14 protein-coding genes are annotated in these 14,997 nt (G+C 73.4%); 9 read left to right on the top strand and 5 right to left on the bottom strand.

All coding sequences use genetic code 11. The annotated features are described in order from the left end of the window. Positions 1 to 64: 64 nt before the first annotated feature. The gene (locus IO29_RS28050; RefSeq protein ID WP_030382467.1) at positions 65 to 880 is read right to left on the bottom strand and encodes an SAM-dependent methyltransferase; all 816 of its coding nucleotides are present in this window, start codon (positions 878 to 880) and stop codon (positions 65 to 67) included. A gap of 95 nt (positions 881 to 975) precedes the next feature. Beyond that, positions 976 to 1,851: a helix-turn-helix domain-containing protein gene (locus IO29_RS28045; protein WP_030382466.1), complete on the bottom strand. Its 876-nt coding sequence runs from the start codon at positions 1,849 to 1,851 to the stop codon at positions 976 to 978. 346 nt (positions 1,852 to 2,197) lie between these two features. On the opposite strand from IO29_RS28045, the gene IO29_RS28040 reads away from it, so the two are divergent. From IO29_RS28040 to IO29_RS28030, 3 genes are all read left to right on the top strand, one after another. Then, positions 2,198 to 2,854: an ATP-binding protein gene (locus IO29_RS28040; protein ID WP_030382465.1), complete on the top strand. Its 657-nt coding sequence runs from the start codon at positions 2,198 to 2,200 to the stop codon at positions 2,852 to 2,854. Continuing rightward, positions 2,832 to 3,299 (top strand): hypothetical protein, encoded by a 468-nt coding sequence (locus IO29_RS28035; protein ID WP_030382464.1) that lies wholly within the window; start codon positions 2,832 to 2,834, stop codon positions 3,297 to 3,299. The genes IO29_RS28040 and IO29_RS28035 overlap by 23 nt, the downstream gene beginning before the upstream one ends. A gap of 71 nt (positions 3,300 to 3,370) precedes the next feature. Continuing rightward, a complete protein-coding gene (locus IO29_RS28030; protein WP_030382463.1) occupies positions 3,371 to 4,174 on the top strand; it encodes a VOC family protein in 804 nt (267 codons plus the stop codon). Here the strand turns inward: IO29_RS28030 and IO29_RS28025 are convergent. Beyond that, on the bottom strand, positions 4,149 to 4,571 hold the full coding sequence (locus IO29_RS28025) for a DUF6114 domain-containing protein (protein WP_030382462.1): 423 nt from the start codon (positions 4,569 to 4,571) through the stop codon (positions 4,149 to 4,151). The two genes, IO29_RS28030 and IO29_RS28025, sit on opposite strands and share 26 nt — an antisense overlap. A gap of 1 nt (position 4,572) precedes the next feature. Next, positions 4,573 to 5,286, bottom strand: a complete 714-nt coding sequence (locus IO29_RS28020; RefSeq protein ID WP_030382461.1) for a DUF6230 family protein — start codon at positions 5,284 to 5,286, stop codon at positions 4,573 to 4,575. Between the two features lie 662 nt (positions 5,287 to 5,948). On the opposite strand from IO29_RS28020, the gene IO29_RS28015 reads away from it, so the two are divergent. The 6 genes from IO29_RS28015 to IO29_RS27990 all read left to right on the top strand — a co-directional run bounded on the left by IO29_RS28015 (position 5,949) and on the right by IO29_RS27990 (position 13,195). Then, positions 5,949 to 6,620 carry a hypothetical protein gene (locus IO29_RS28015; RefSeq protein ID WP_030382460.1) on the top strand — a complete coding sequence of 224 codons (672 nt, stop codon included), beginning with the start codon at positions 5,949 to 5,951 and terminating at the stop codon, positions 6,618 to 6,620. 132 nt (positions 6,621 to 6,752) lie between these two features. Continuing rightward, positions 6,753 to 7,334, top strand: coding sequence for a hypothetical protein (locus IO29_RS28010; RefSeq protein WP_030382459.1), 582 nt, complete (start codon positions 6,753 to 6,755; stop codon positions 7,332 to 7,334). Next, on the top strand, positions 7,327 to 8,595 hold the full coding sequence (locus IO29_RS28005) for a damage-control phosphatase ARMT1 family protein (protein WP_051707927.1): 1,269 nt from the start codon (positions 7,327 to 7,329) through the stop codon (positions 8,593 to 8,595). Before IO29_RS28010 ends, IO29_RS28005 begins: the two co-directional genes overlap by 8 nt. Before the next feature lie 107 nt (positions 8,596 to 8,702). Further along, positions 8,703 to 10,853, top strand: a complete 2,151-nt coding sequence (cyc2, locus tag IO29_RS28000) for a germacradienol/geosmin synthase Cyc2 (RefSeq protein WP_030382457.1) — start codon at positions 8,703 to 8,705, stop codon at positions 10,851 to 10,853. A 94-nt stretch (positions 10,854 to 10,947) separates the two neighbouring features. Further along, complete coding sequence (locus IO29_RS27995; RefSeq protein ID WP_030382456.1) at positions 10,948 to 12,081, top strand: aminopeptidase P family protein; 1,134 nt, start codon at positions 10,948 to 10,950, stop codon at positions 12,079 to 12,081. Between the two features lie 145 nt (positions 12,082 to 12,226). Beyond that, positions 12,227 to 13,195 (top strand): aminoglycoside phosphotransferase family protein, encoded by a 969-nt coding sequence (locus IO29_RS27990; protein ID WP_030382455.1) that lies wholly within the window; start codon positions 12,227 to 12,229, stop codon positions 13,193 to 13,195. A gap of 36 nt (positions 13,196 to 13,231) precedes the next feature. Here the strand turns inward: IO29_RS27990 and treZ are convergent, their stop codons facing one another. Beyond that, complete coding sequence (gene treZ / locus IO29_RS27985; RefSeq protein WP_030382454.1) at positions 13,232 to 14,980, bottom strand: malto-oligosyltrehalose trehalohydrolase; 1,749 nt, start codon at positions 14,978 to 14,980, stop codon at positions 13,232 to 13,234. Between the last annotated feature and the right edge of the window lie 17 nt (positions 14,981 to 14,997).

Raw genomic sequence — 14,997 nt, 5'->3', positions numbered from 1 at the left:
GCGGCTGGGGCTGGGGCTGGGGGCGGGCGGGCCCACCGCCGTCCCCCACCCCGCCCGAAAGGGGCTACCCCTTTCGGGCGACCGCACCGTACATCGCGATGTCCTCGTCCCGGATCCCCTGCTCGCCCAACCCGTCCGGGTGCCACTTGTGGACCTGGACGATCCCGGGGTCGACCAGATCGAGCCCCGTGAAGAACTCGTGCGCCTCGTCGATCGTCCGCAACCGCATCGGCATGTTCCGCGCCGCGTACTCGCGGGCCACCCGCCCGACCTCCTTCGGCGCGAACTCCGCCGTGCCGATCGACATCGCCAGATAGCTCCCGGACGGCAGCGGCTCCAGCAGCCGCCGTACGACCCCCACCGCGTCGTCCTCGTCCAGCATGAAGTGGACGATCGCGATGACCGTCAGCGCCACCGGCTGCGACAGGTCCAGCGTCTCCCGCAGCTCCGGCGCATCCAGGATGCTCCCCGGATCACGCATGTCCGCCTCGACGTACGCCGTCTTCCCCTCGGGCGCGCTGGCCAGCAGCCCCTGGGAGAGCGTGAGCACGATCGGGTCGTTGTCGACGTAGACCACCCGCGACGCGGGCGCCACCGACTGGGCGATCTCGTGCAGATTGGGAGAGGTCGGGATGCCGGTGCCGATGTCGAGGAACTGCCGGATCCCGGCCTCCTCCGCCAGCCACCGCACCGCGCGGTTCATCCAGTCGCGGTTGGCGCGCATGTGGATCGGGAGCGCGGGCCACTCCCGCGCCATCGCGTCGCCCGCCTCCTTGTCGGCCGGGTAGTAGTCCTTACCGCCCAGGATGTAGTCGTAGATGCGCGCCGAGTGCGCGCTCTCGGTGTCGATACGGTCGGCAGGCCATCCGTTGTCGGACAACGCGGCCCTCCCCTCACGTCGTAGGTGCAGTGGCAACGACCACAGGAGACCAGGAGTTTCCGGAAACCCTCAAGTCCCCGGGGCAACGGCCGAGTTCACAGCTCCTTGCGGATCTGGCGGAGCACGGCCTCCGTCTTCCGGGCCGGCGCCGACTGCGCCCCGAGCCGGTCGAGCGCCTCGCGGTACACCACCACGTCGTCCTGCTTGTCCAGATACACCGCGCCCACCAGCCCGTTCAGGTACACGATGTCCGGCAGCTCCCGCGCCCGGAACCGGAAGACATGGAAGGCGCCCGCCCGCATCGCCGGGTGCGGGCCGTTGGCGAACGGCATGATCTGCACCGTCACCTGCGGCAGCCGGTTCACCTCGGTCAGATGGTCGAGCTGCTCCCGCATCACCTCCGGACCGCCCACCGGCCACCGCAGCACCGTCTCGTCCAGCACCACCCACACCCGCGGCGGCGCCGGCCGCGACAGCAGCTCCTGGCGCCGCATCCCCAACTGCACCCGCCGCTCGGTCGCCTCGGCCGACGCGTGCGGGTTCCCCGCGGTCAGCAGCGCCCGCGCGTACGCCTCCGTCTGAAGCAGTTCCGGCACGAACTGCGGCTCGTAGGCGCGGATCTGCGACGCCGCCTGCTCCAGGCTCAGATACGCCGCGAACCAGTCCGGCAGCACATCGCGGTAGGTGTGCCACCAGCCGCGCTTGTTGGCCTCCCGCGCGGACTTCAGGAACGTGTCGATCTCCTGCTGGTCGGTGACGCCGTACGTCTGCAACAGCTTCTCGACGTCCGGCAGCCGCAGCCGGGCCACCTTCGCGGACTCCATCCGCCGGATCGTCGAATGGCTGACGCCGATCGCCTCACCGGCCTCCTCGAAGGTGAGCCCGGCCCGGCTGCGCAGTTCCTCCAGCTGACGGCCGAGGATCATGCGCAGCACGGACGGCGCTCCGCCCCAGTCGGTCTCCGTGCTCACGCCACCCCCTCACGTCGGGATCACAGCCGGCTCACATCACGTCCGGGGTCACAGTCTGTCACGATCGCCCGTCCGTCGAAGCGGCCTGTGCCTCACGAATTGCAATTTTCAACTTGCCGGTTGCGGGCCGTCGTTGGCAGGTGCCACAGTGTCCATACCGTCAGGCATCGGCGAACGGCGACACGCGCAGTCCGGTGGGGGGACACGGGACTGCTGCCGGTTCCGTTCCGGCGCGGGCCGACAGGGCCCCGCGACCATGGCGGGCCACCCAGGACCCGCGACGACGTACGGGCGGCAGCGCACCGGCACCGTCCGCGGTGCGACGGCAGACGAAAGGCGAACGGCGATGGCTCCGCCCCCCTCCCCGCAGCCGTTGGGCCGGCCCCCGGGCCCCGGCCGGCCCGCCCCCCGGGCGGGCATCTTCGGCCTCCCGGCCGCCCCCGCCTCCGTGGCCCTGGCCCGCGGCCATGTCCGCGGCCTCCTGGAGGAGTGGGAGTTCGGCCCCGAGACCTGCGACAACGCCGTTCTCGTCACCTCGGAACTGGTCACCAACGCGGTGATGCACACGGCGAGCGACCGCATCGTGTGCCGGCTGCGCACGGACGGTGACCGCATCCGTGTCGAGGTCGAGGACGAGAGCCGCGGCCCCACCCTGCCCGAACAGCGCATCTCCCGCCCCGACGACCAGGGCGGCCGGGGTCTGATGCTGGTCGGCGTGCTCAGCAGCGACTGGGGCGTACGGGACAGCCCCTACGGGCCCGGCCGCATCGTCTGGGCCGAACTGCTCCCCGAGCCCCCCGACCAGGACCTCGAGGACGCCGACGACGACTTCGACCAGGACGCCGCCCCCGTACCGGCCACGGGCCTGACCCCCATCGTCACCGCGCCCCTCTCCGCCGCTGCCTCTCCGCCCGCTTCCGTCTCCGCTTCCGTGCACGACATCCGGCCCGTCCCCCACCTGGCCGAAGGACCGCACCCGCATGAACCCTCAGCGCACCCCTGACCCGTCCCTCCGGGCCGGGCGGACCCCCGACGCATCCCTCGGGGCCCTCGGTCTGCCGATCCCCGACGACCTGTCCGGCGGACTCGGCCACGACGCGGTGGGCACCAGCCCCGAGCACGGCAGACGGATCATGGACTGTCTGCCCCGCATCGGCTGCGTCTTCGCCGACGACGACCAGTGGTGGTGGGTCGTGCCCACCGGCTCCCAGATCGGCGTGGCCTGGCCGTCCTCCACGCGGTACGCGGTCGGCGCGGCGCTCGCCGGACGGCGGGGCCCGGGCCGCCCGGCGACCGCCGGACCGCCGGTTCCCGGGCCGGCGGGCCGGGTCCGGCTGATTCACCGGCCCGCTCACGACTCGCCCTACACCCCGCCGATCCCGCTGTACTTCCTCACCTGCCGTCTCGCGGGCATCACCCCGCAGTGGTCGCTGGCCGCCGTGGGCTGAACCGTCCGCCGCCGGGTACCCGGGAGGTTCCGGTTGCGCCGAGACGGTGGGGATGGCAGGACGGTAGGACCATGAACACAGACAGCGACAGCACGATCCCGCGCGAGGTCTTCTCCACCGACTCGGTCTTCGGGGCGCCGTGCTGGGTGAGCCTGACGACGCGCGACCTCGACGCCGCCGAGGCGTTCTACGCGGCCGTGTTCGGCTGGACCTTCCGCTCGGGCCGGCTCGGCGACAAGTTCCGTACGGCCCTGGCGGGCGACGTGCCCGTCGCCGGGCTCGCCGCCGTCGCCTCGATGTACCGGATGGCGGTCGCCTGGACGCCGTACTTCGCCGTGCCGAGCGCGGACGAGGCGGTGGCCCGCAGCCGGGAGCGCGGCGGGACGACGGCGGTCGGCCCCATCGCCTTCCCGCCCGGCCGCGCCGCCCTCCTCGCCGACCGCGACGGCGCCGTCTTCGGCATCTGGGAGGGCCGGCTCGCCACCGGCTGGGAGGAGTGGCGCAAGGCCGCCCCGGCCTTCGTCCGCCTGCACACGAGGGACGCGTTCGACGCGGCGATCTTCTACGGCGAGGTGCTGGAGTGGGCGACCGGGCGCGAGGGGTGCTGCGAGGTGCAGTACGACGGGGCGGAGGTCGTTCTGCGCAGCGGGGGAGAGGCGGTGGCCCGCATCCACTCCGGCGCGATCGGCGCGGCCCCGGACCCGGCCATCCGCCCCCACTGGCAGGTCCACTTCACGGTGGACGACGTCGAGGCATGCGTGGCCGCGGCGCGGGCGCACGGCGGAGGGGTGGTGCGCCGGGACCCCGGCACCCGGGAGGCGGTCCTCACAGACCCCGACGGCGCGCGCTTCACGGTGACGGGGGGACGGGGGTAGCCCCCCGGTTGTTCCGCCGGCGGAACACCTTGCGGCGCGGCTCCTGCTCCGGCACCCACCCGAACATCAGGCACGCCCCGGCCAACCCCAGCAACAACCCCACCAGAAACCCACCGAGGTTCGACGTCAACCACGTCCCCAGCGTCGACAACGCCCCCACCACCGAATAGAACAACCGCTGCCCGGGACTCACCAGCGCCAGCACCCCGCACAGCACCATCACCGACGGCAGCAGATACCCCGCCACCCCCTGCATCCCGACATGCAGCACCACCTTCAACGACGCCTTCTCCGTCAGCAGGATCTCCCCGCCGGCCAGCGCCAGCAGCACCCCGCCCCAGAACGGCCGCCGCGCCCGCCATCGCCGGAACCGGCTGTCACCACCACCGGAAGCCACGTCAGCACCCGGAGTCGGAGAAGCGCATCCTCAGCCCCGGCAACTTGAAGACCCCCGCCGTCGTGGCGTAGTTGGTCTGCCGCAGGTTGTTGATGTGCACGGTGTCGGCCTGCTGCCCGAACACCCCCGGCTTCCCCCGCACCCCCGCCTTGGTCATGGTGTTCGCGTCGTTGCCGATCTCGATGTTGTCGAACGCCGCGTCGCCCGACAGCTGCGTCGAGTCGGTGGTGAGGTCCTGGGCGGTCACCTTGTCGTCCCCGCCCCCCGCCGTGATCAGCAGGTTCGTGCCACCGAGGTCCACGCTCTGACAGAGCTTGGTGAGCGTCGCCCTCTTGATCGCGGAGGTGATGACCAGCACCTGCCCACCGGTGTCGCCGGTGTTGGGGCTGCCCTCCGCCATGTTGTCCAGATCGCCGAACTGCTCGAACCCCGTGCCGTCGAGCTCGGTCGCGGTGACCGTGAACGGCATGCCGGAGATGAAGAACTGCACACCCAGCGCACCCTGGGCGGTGGCGACGATCAGCCCCGCGGCGATCGCGGTGGCCGGCACCGCCATCACGGCGGCGCGACGCAGCCGGACCCGCCCCCGTCTCCCGGGCCCGGCGGGCCCGCCCTCCAGGGGCGCGGGCCGGGAACCCGCGGGTCCCGAGCCGCCCGTGTCGCCCGTGCTGTCAGTGCTGTCAGTGCTGTCCGGGTTGTCCGTGGACGAGGTCATGTCTGCTCCTGGGCACAGTCAATGCGGATGGAACCGGATTCACTGGCGCGTTGTCCTGGCGCGGACAGCGCCTGCCGCGCACGCCTCCTCACACCTCCCGGCGTGCACAAGGGCTTGCTCGTTACGCGGCAGTAGCCATCAAGGAAGTTACCGATGGTTACACCGAGGGGTCAAGGGAGCTGTGGCAGAAGGATGTTGATTGTGGTGATCATGTGTCGGCGGCTGCCGCGCCCGTCCGCCCCGCCCCCGCCGCTGACCTGCGCCCCCGCCCCGCACGCACCGGCCGAGGCGGCGAACTTCCGCGCACACCCTTGACGTTGACGATTCATCAGGTCTACAACTGCCTCTGTTTTCCTCCGGATCCGTGGCGCCGGATCCGTCCGCACGGCGCACGTCACTCTCCCGGCCCGTCTCTCAGGGCGTAGGTGACACCTCTGCCGCGCCGTGCGGTGCACGGATCCTTCACACAGCTCACGGCTCACAGCTCACGCGATCCGCGTTTCCCGCGGCACCGGCACGGCCCGCACTCTCCCCCTGTCCGCGGCCCGTGCCGGGTCCGCCCTGCCGCCGCCGGCCCCGTCACACGTACGGAGAAGGCGTGTCACGGGCCGGCGGCGGTGACCCTCCTCGCACCTCCCCCCACTCCGAGAAGAGGCATTCCGATGCGTACGACCCGCACCCGTACCCTCCTCGCCCTCGCCGGCGCCGCCACGGCCCTCGCGCTGTCCGCGGCCTCGCCGGCCGCCGCGGCCGACACCGTCCTCACCACCGGCGGCGCGGGCGGCGACGCCGTCGCGGTCGGCGACGTGCTCAACGCGTCGCTCGCCAGTGGTACGTCGGCCACGCTCTACTCCAGCGCCACCGGCACCAGCGGGGTCTCCTGCACCTCGTCGGCCTTCACCGCCGCCGTCACCGGCAACCCGGCGGCGCCGGGCACCGCGACCGAGTCGCTGACCGGGCAGACGTTCGACGCGAGCACCTGTTCCAGCAACGTCTTCGGCGTGACGGGGGTGACGAGCGTCGCGGTCGACAACCTCCCGTACGACACGACGGTGACGTCGGACGGGGTGGTGACCGTGACCCCGCGGGCCGGGTCCACCATCCAGACCACGGTGAAGCTGCGCACGCTGCTCGGCAGCATCACGTGTGTCTACCAGGCGGCGAGCCTGGACGGGACGGTGGACGAGGGCGCGAACGGGATCGCCTTCAGCGCGCAGCACTTCACGAAGGTCTCCGGGTCGTCGCTGTGCTTCGCCGACGGCTACTTCACGGCGACGTACGCCCCCGTCACCGACACGACCCAGCCCGGCTCCCCGACGGTCTACGTCAACTGACCCAGGGTTTCCCCGCGCCCCTGTCAGGGGCGCGGGGAACTGCGCACGGGGTCAAAGGGGCGGAGCCCCTTGAGGACGGGAAGGGTAGGGGCGGCGGGGGCGAAAAACATCTCACGCCGCTAGCGTGGGCGGATGCCGAGTCAGACGCCCTCACCGCCGGCTTCGCCGGCCCCGCCGGTGTGCACCGGATGCGGCACGCCCACCCGCCCCGTCGCCGAAGCCGTCGCAGACCCCGCCTCCCTCCACGACGGCCTCACCGACCGCCTCGCCAAGGCCCCCGCCACCGCCTCCCGGGGCACCACCACCCTGCACGCCGTAGAGGGCCTGATCATGGCCGGCGTAGGGCTCGCCCTCGCCCACGGCGGCCTGACGGGCCACACCACCGTGCACACCGTCGGCGGCACCCTCCTCACCCTCCTCGCCCTCGCCGGCACCGCGCTCGTCGTCCGCAACGAGAGCCGCGGCCGCGCCACCGTCACCGTCGGCGAGCCCCGCGCCGACGCCCTGTGGCAACCGGCGTACCACTGCCCCGGCTGCGCGTCGGTCTCCTGCCCCGGCGGCGAACCGTGGCAGGGTCGGCTGACGCCGGAACAGTTCAGGAAACTGGTGTGGACCGAGGCGGGATACGGCGGGGAGCTGGAGGAGAGGGCCCGCACGGCCGTCGTGCCGCCCGGGACGCTCCCCCGCCCCCGAGGAGCACAGGACCATGTCTGAGCGTCGTGAGGCCGCGGCCGCGACCGCCGCCACCCCCGCTCCCGTGATCGTCAGCGACGACCCCGCCTCCTTCCCCCACGGCGTCCTGGCCGAGCGCCACCCCGCGCTCGTCGCCCGCGTCCTGGACACCGTCCCGTACGGCCCGGCCGAGCGCGCCGCGCTCACCGCGCTGCTCGACAACCACCTCAAGGGCGTCGTCGAACCGCCCGAGCCCGACGCCCCGGGCGCCGAGCGCTGGACGGAGGAGTGGGGGCTGCCCGCGCACCTCGGCCGCTCCTGGTTCGCGGCGCCGTTCCTGTGGGCGGAGAGCTACTTCTACCGCCGCCTCCTCGACGCGCTCGGTTACTTCGGCACCGGCCCCTGGCGCGGCGTCGACCCGTTCCGCCCCTTCAAGCTCGCCGAACTCGACAGCCCCGGGACCGACGAGGAACTCGCCGCCCTCGACGCACTCGCCGGCCACCCGCCGGCCGAGCGGGCCACCGCCCTGCTGCACGGCTCCCTCTGGGGCAACCGGGCCGACCTCGGCTTCCGGCTCTCCGTCGAGAGCGGCCACGGGACGGGGACCTCCGGGGCGACGGGGATCTCCGGGGCAACGGGCGCCTCCGGGACGACGGGCGCCTCCGGGGCGACGCGCGACGCCCGGCTCGTCGCCGACGACAGCGAGGCCCTGTGGTCCCTGTTCCCCGTCTCCACCCTCTGCCTGGTCGCCGACAACGCCGGCCGCGAACTCGTCCCCGACCTGCTCCTGATCGACCACCTGCTGCGCCACGGCGGCGCCGAACGGGCCGTGCTGCACGTCAAACCGCACCCCTACTACGTGTCCGACGCGACCACCGCCGACGTCCTGGACGCCGTCGGCCGGCTGCACCGCGCCCCCGGCGAGGCGGGCGACGCGGGGCGTCGGCTGTGGTCGGCGCTGGCCGGCGGACGGCTCGCGCTGCGCGCCCACCCGTTCTCCTGCGCGCCCCTGCCGTACGCCGACATGCCCGACGACCTGCGCCGCGAGTTCGCCGCCGCCGACCTCACGCTCCTCAAGGGCGACCTCAACTACCGTCGCCTGGTGGGCGACCGGCTCTGGCCGCCGACCACCCCGTTCGACCGGCCGACCGCGTACTTCCCCGGCCCGGTCGCGGCGCTGCGCACCCTGAAGTCCGACGCGATCACCGGACTCGACCCGCACACGGAGACCACCCTCGTCGAGGCGGAGGGACAGCGCTGGCGCACCAGCGGGGCGCACGCGCTGATCCAGGTGCGCCCCTGACGAGCTCCGCACCACCCCTGACAACCCCCGCACCACCGCTTCACGCGATGGTGTGATCATGTTCCGCCGTCCGGATGCGCGGGCGGGCCGCTGGGCAGGACCCGGCCATGACGCAGCCGTTCCACCTCCCGCACTTCTACATGCCGTATCCCGCGCGGCTCAATCCCCACCTCGACGAGGCACGCGCGCACTCGACCGCCTGGGCGCGCGAGATGGGCATGCTCGAGGGCTCCGGCGTCTGGGAGCAGTCCGACCTCGACGCCCACGACTACGGCCTGCTGTGCGCGTACACGCACCCCGACTGCGACGGCCCCGCCCTCTCCCTGATCACCGACTGGTACGTGTGGGTGTTCTTCTTCGACGACCACTTCCTGGAGCTGTTCAAACGCACCCAGGACCGCGCGGCCGGCAAGGCGCACCTGGACCGGCTCCCGCTGTTCATGCCGGCCGACCCCGAAACCCCCGTGCCCGAGCCGGAGAACCCGGTCGAGGCGGGCCTCGCCGACCTGTGGGCCCGTACGGTCCCGGCGATGTCGGCCGACTGGCGCCGCCGCTTCGCCGTCGCCACCGAGCATCTCCTCAACGAGTCCCTGTGGGAGCTGTCCAACATCAACGAGGGGCGGATCTCCAACCCCGTCGAGTACATCGAGATGCGCCGCAAGGTCGGCGGCGCCCCCTGGTCCGCCGGACTCGTGGAGTACGCCACCGCCGAGGTCCCCGCGCGCGTGGCCGGGTCACGCCCGCTGCGGGTCCTGATGGAGACGTTCTCCGACGGCGTCCATCTGCGCAACGACCTCTTCTCCTACCAGCGCGAGGTCGAGGACGAGGGCGAGCTGAGCAACGGCGTCCTCGTCCTGGAGACGTTCTTCGGCTGCACCACGCAGGAGGCCGCCGAGACGGTCAACGACATCCTGACCTCCCGGCTGCACCAGTTCGAGCACACGGCACTGACCGAGGTGCCCGCCCTCGCCCTGGAACACGGGCTCGCACCCGACGAGGTCGCGGCGATCGCGGCCTACGCGCGCGGGTTGCAGGACTGGCAGTCCGGCGGCCACGAATGGCATCTGCGTTCCAGCCGCTACATGAACGAGGGCGCCGTCGAGGCCCGCCGCCCCTTCGGCATGCCGGGCATCGGCACCTCCGCCGCCGATGTGCGGGGGCTGCTCGCCGACGCCGGCGTCGAGCGGCTGCGCGCCTACACGCACGTGCCGTTCCAGAAGGTCGGCCCGTCCCGCATTCCCGAGATCCGCATGCCGTTCACGCTCCGGCTCAGCGAGCATCTCGACGGCGCCCGGGCCCGGCTGCTGCCCTGGGTGTTCGAGAGGGGCATGCTCTCCGAGGGCGTCTGGGACGAGGACAAGCTCGCCTCCTGCGATCTGCCCCTGTGCGCCGCCGGCCTCCACCCCGACGCCACGCCCGAGGCGCTCGACGTCGCCTCCCAGTGGCTCGCCTGGGGCACCTACGGCGACGACTACTACCCCCTGATGTACGGCCACCGCCGTGACCTCGCCGGGGCGAAGCTGTGCACGGAGCGGCTGTCGGCGTGCATGCCGGTCGACGGTGAGCCGGTGCCGGTGCCCGTCAACGCGCTCGAACGCTCCCTGATCGACCTGTGGGGGCGCACGACGGCCGGCATGGACCTCGACCAGCGCCGTACGATGCGGCGCTCGGTCGACGTGATGACGGCGAGCTGGGTCTGGGAGCTGTCCAACCAGATCCAGCACCGCGTCCCCGACCCCGTCGACTACCTGGAGATGCGGCGGGACACGTTCGGCTCCGACCTCACGAAGAACCTGTGCCGGATGGGGCATGCGCCCAATGTGCCGGCGGAGGTGTACACGAGCGGGCCGATCTGCTCGCTGGAGAACGCGGCGATGGACTACGCGGTCCTTCTCAACGACGTGTTCTCGTACCAGAAGGAGATCGAGTACGAGGGGGAGATCCACAACGCGGTCCTCGTCGTGCAGAACTTCTTCCAGTGCGGGTACGCGGATGCGGTGCGGGTGGTCGGGGATCTGATGAACCAGCGAATGGAGCAGTTCGAGCACGTCTCGGCGCACGAACTGCCAATTCTGTACGAGGACTTCGACCTCTCCCCGGAGGCGCGGGCGACGGTGGAGGGCTATGTGGTCCAACTCCAGAACTGGATGTCCGGCATCCTCAACTGGCATCAGCACGTCCCCCGCTACCGAGCGGACTACCTGGCCCGCCGAGCCCACGGCTTCGTTCCGGACCGGGTCCCGGCCCTGCCGGCGTAGCCGCGTAGCCGCATCGAGCCCTTCCGGGGCGCGGATCCGCTCGCATCCCGCCCCGCCGGGAGGCAGGATGGCTGGAGTGGACCTTGGAGGGACGATGGCCGCTGCCCCGGGAAGTGACCCCGCGTCGTTCGACGCCGCCGACTACGCCGCCCGTATGCACCGCACCGCACACGCCGCCGCCGAGGCCGGGCTCGACGGCGTACTGATCGCACCCGGGCCCGACCTGCTGTGGCTGACCGGGTACCGGCCGGTGGAGACCGAGCGGCTCACCCTCCTCGTGCTGCGCGCCGGTCAGGACCCCGTCCTGGTGGTGCCGACCCTGGAGGCCCCCGACGCGGCCGGCGCCGCCGGCGGCCCCGCGCTCACCCTGCGGGACTGGACCGACGGCCAGGACCCGTACGAGGCCGCCGGCGCGCTCCTGAAGCCCGCCGGCCGCTTCGGGATCAGCGACAACGCCTGGGCGATGCATCTGCTCGGCCTGCGCCGCCGGCTGCCGGAGTCCGACCACGTCGCGCTCACCGAGGCGCTGCCGATGCTCCGCGCCGTCAAGGACGCCGCCGAGCTGGAGCGGCTGGCCGCGGCGGGCGCGGCCGCGGACGCCGCGTTCGAGGAGATCCGCGAGGTCGCCTTCGCCGGCCGCCGGGAGCGGGAGGTCGCCGCCGACCTGGACGCGGCGCTGCGCCGCCACGGTCACGCCCAGGTCGACTTCACCATCGTCGGCTCCGGCCCCAACGGCGCCAACCCGCACCACGAGGCCGGCGACCGCGTCATCGCCCGCGGCGACATGGTCGTCCTGGACTTCGGCGGCCTCAAGCACGGCTACGGCTCCGACACCACCCGCACCGTCCACGTCGGCGAGCCCACCGACGAGGAGCGCCGCGTCCACGACATCGTGCGCGAGGCGCAGGAGGCCGGGTTCCGGGCGGTGCGGCCGGGCGCCGCCTGCCAGGACGTCGACCGGGCCGCCCGCGAGGTCATCGCGGAGGCCGGCTTCGGCGAGCACTTCATCCACCGCACCGGGCACGGCATCGGCGTCACCACGCACGAGCCGCCGTACATGATCGAGGGCGAGGAGCAGCCGCTCGTCCCCGGGATGTGCTTCTCGGTCGAGCCCGGCATCTATCTTCCGGGCCGGTTCGGGGTACGCATCGAGGACATCGTGACGGTCACCGAGGACGGCGGCCGGCGGCTGAACCACACCGAACGGGAGATGGTGCTCGTCGACTGACCCGCACGGCACGGCGGCCGCCCGGCCACCGGGAGCGAAGCCGCACCACCGAAGCCCGCACCACCGAAGCCCGCACCACCCAAGCCCGCACCACCGAGTCCCGTACCAGCGAAGCCCGTACCCCCGAGACGACGGCGCGACGACCATGACCCAGGCACCCACACCGACGGCGGACACCGTACGGCGGCTCGTCGGCTCCCTGTTCAAGGAGGCGTCCCAGGAGGCGTCCATGGGAGCGGCCGAGACGGCCGGCGGCCCCGACGTGCGGCCCGTCACCGAGGGCGGCGCCGGCGACAGGTGTGCCGTCTGGTGGGTCGGCGCCCGGCATGTGCTCCGGCTGGCGCCCGACCGGGAGGCCACCGCGCGCGGGCGGCGCGAGCTGCGCCTGCGCGACCTGGTCCGGCCGTACGTCCCCCTCGCCGTGCCCGCCAGCGTCGCCCACGGCGAATGGGCACCCGGCCTCGCGTACACCCTCGACACCCGGCTGTCCGGCACCGGCGCCGAGGACCGGGCCGTCTCCGCCGTCGGCGAGGCCGACCTCGCCGCGCTGCTCACCGGAGTGCGCGAGGTGCCCGTACGGCAGGCGGAGACGCTCGGTGTGCCGCGCCGGGCGGCACGCTCCCTGGAGGCGCTGCGCAGGTCCGCGGGCGGTGCCGCCCGGCGGCTCGGCGAGGCCGACGAGTTCGATCCGGCCCGGCTCGCCCCGTTCACCGCCACCGCCGCCGCCCAGCTCGCCTCGCAGCCGGGGGTACCGGTCCTCGTCCACCACGGGCTCACCGGCGCACACCTCCTGGTCGGCGAGGACGGCCGGGTGCGCGGGGTGCTCGGCTGGGGCGACGCGGTGACCGGCGACCCCGCCGAGGACATCGCCGGGCTCGCCCGCGCGGTCGGCGCCCCCGCCGCCGTACGCGCCGCGACCCTCGCCGGCTACGGCCCCCGCCCCTGTCTGCGCGGCCTGTGGCTGGCCCGCTGCGACGCCCTGCTCGACCTCGCCGCCCGCCTCGACGCCCCCGCGGGCGATCCGCTGCCCCTGCTCAGGCACCGTCTGCGCCGCGCCTGGGAGCCGATCCTCCTGGAACGCGTCACGGACCTGCCGGGAGCGACGGGGCCGTAGAACCCGGGGCCGTAGAACCCGGGGCCCCCGAAACTCTCACTCCCGCAGCAGGACGGCGGCCGACTCGCCCGGCAGCGTCACGGCCCCGTCCGAGTCCGGCGCCGCCACCGGCTCCCACGCGGCCAGGACACGCGCCCCGCGCACGCCCAGCGGGACGCGCACCGGCTCCGCGCCCAGGTTGACCGCCACACGGACGTCGCCGCGGCGGAAGGCGAGCCAGCGGGCCGCCTCGTCGAAGGTGACCTTCACGTCGGACAGATCGGGGTCGGTCAGGTCCGGCTGCGCGTGCCGCAGCGCGATCAGCTCCCGGTACCAGGCCAGCACGCGCGCGTGCACGCCGCTGTCCGGCTCCGACCAGTCGAGGCAGGAGCGGTCCCGGGTGGCGGGGTCCTGCGGGTCGGGCACGTCCTCCTCGGCCCAGCCGTGTGCCGCGAACTCCCGCCGCCTGCCGTTGCGCACGGCCGCCGCGAGCTCCGGATCGGTGTGGTCGGTGAAGAACTGCCAGGGCGTGCCGGCCGCCCACTCCTCGCCCATGAACAGCATCGGCGTGAACGGCGCGGTCAGCATCAGCGCCGCCGCGCAGGCCAGCAGCCCGGGGGAGAGGGAGGCGGCGAGCCGGTCGCCCTGGGCGCGGTTGCCGACCTGGTCGTGGGTCTGGGTGTAGCCCAGCAGCCGGTGCGCGGGCAGGCGCGTACGGTCCAGCGGGCGGCCGTGGGAGCGGCCCCGGAACGTCGAGTACGTGCCGTCGTGGAAGAAGCCGTGGGAGAGGGTCTTGGCGAGCGCGGCGAGCGGGGCGCGCGCGAAGTCCCCGTAGTAGCCCTGCGCCTCGCCGGTCAGGGTGGTGTGCAGGGCGTGGTGGAAGTCGTCGTTCCACTGCGCGTGCAGCCCGAGGCCGCCCTCGGCGCGCGGGGTGATCAGCCGGGGGTCGGCGAGATCGGACTCGGCGATCAGGAACAGCGGCCGGTCCAGGTCGACGGCGAGCGCGTCGACGGCGGTGGACAGCTCCTCCAGGAAGTGGCACGCGCGCGTGTCGTGCAGCGCGTGCACGGCGTCCAGGCGCAGCCCGTCGAGCCGGTAGTCGCGCAGCCAGGCCAGCGCGCTGCCCAGCAGATAGGCGCGCACCTCGTCGGAGCCGGGCGCGTCCAGGTTGACGGCGACGCCCCAGGGCGTGTGGTGGGTGTCGGTGAAGTACGGGCCGAACGCGGGCAGGTAGTTGCCGGACGGGCCGAGGTGGTTGTGCACCACGTCCAGGACGACGCCCAGGCCCAGCTCGTGCGCCCGGTCGACGAACCGCTTGAGCGCCTCGGGGCCGCCGTACGGCTCGTGCACGGCCCACAGGGAGACGCCCTCGTACCCCCAGCCGTGCCGGCCGGGGAAGGGGCACAGTGGCATCAACTCCACGTGCGTGACGCCGAGTCCGACGAGGTGTTCCAGCCGGGCCGCGGCCGCGTCCAGGGTGCCCTCGGGGGTGTACGTGCCCACGTGCAGCTCGTACAGGACCGCGCCCGGCAGCCCGCGCCCCGGCCAGGGGGCGCGCCAGTCGTACCGGTCCTGGTCGACCACCGCGCTGAGCCCGTCCGGGCCGTCGGGCTGCCGGCGGCTGCGGGGATCGGGCAGCACCGGGCCGCCGTCCAGGGCGAACCCGTACCGTGTGCCGTCATCCGCCGGTGCCTCGGCGCGCCACCAGCCGGCGCGTTCCGGATCGGGCGCCATCGCGTGCGCGGCGCCGTCGCAGTGGAGCGTCACCCGGTCCTCGGCCTGTGGTGCCCACACCTCGAACTGCACGGACGGTTCCCCCTCGT

Source organism: Streptomyces sp. NRRL F-6676, from assembly GCF_000725625.1.
Lineage (GTDB): Bacteria > Actinomycetota > Actinomycetes > Streptomycetales > Streptomycetaceae > Streptomyces.
Note: the sequence above shows the minus strand (reverse complement) of the source record. Positions and strands in the feature narration are given on the sequence as shown.

Bases quoted from the DNA above. Each gene is read 5' to 3' on its own strand.
- IO29_RS28040 (WP_030382465.1), top strand. From the start codon at position 2,198: ATGGCTCCGCCCCCCTCCCCGCAGCCGTTGGGCCGGCCCCCGGGCCCC.
- IO29_RS28035 (WP_030382464.1), top strand. From the start codon at position 2,832: ATGAACCCTCAGCGCACCCCTGACCCGTCCCTCCGGGCCGGGCGGACC.
- IO29_RS28030 (WP_030382463.1), top strand. From the start codon at position 3,371: ATGAACACAGACAGCGACAGCACGATCCCGCGCGAGGTCTTCTCCACC.
- IO29_RS28020 (WP_030382461.1), bottom strand. From the start codon at position 5,286: ATGACCTCGTCCACGGACAACCCGGACAGCACTGACAGCACTGACAGC.
- IO29_RS28015 (WP_030382460.1), top strand. From the start codon at position 5,949: ATGCGTACGACCCGCACCCGTACCCTCCTCGCCCTCGCCGGCGCCGCC.
- IO29_RS28010 (WP_030382459.1), top strand. From the start codon at position 6,753: ATGCCGAGTCAGACGCCCTCACCGCCGGCTTCGCCGGCCCCGCCGGTG.
- IO29_RS28005 (WP_051707927.1), top strand. From the start codon at position 7,327: ATGTCTGAGCGTCGTGAGGCCGCGGCCGCGACCGCCGCCACCCCCGCT.
- cyc2 (WP_030382457.1), top strand. From the start codon at position 8,703: ATGACGCAGCCGTTCCACCTCCCGCACTTCTACATGCCGTATCCCGCG.
- IO29_RS27995 (WP_030382456.1), top strand. From the start codon at position 10,948: ATGGCCGCTGCCCCGGGAAGTGACCCCGCGTCGTTCGACGCCGCCGAC.
- IO29_RS27990 (WP_030382455.1), top strand. From the start codon at position 12,227: ATGACCCAGGCACCCACACCGACGGCGGACACCGTACGGCGGCTCGTC.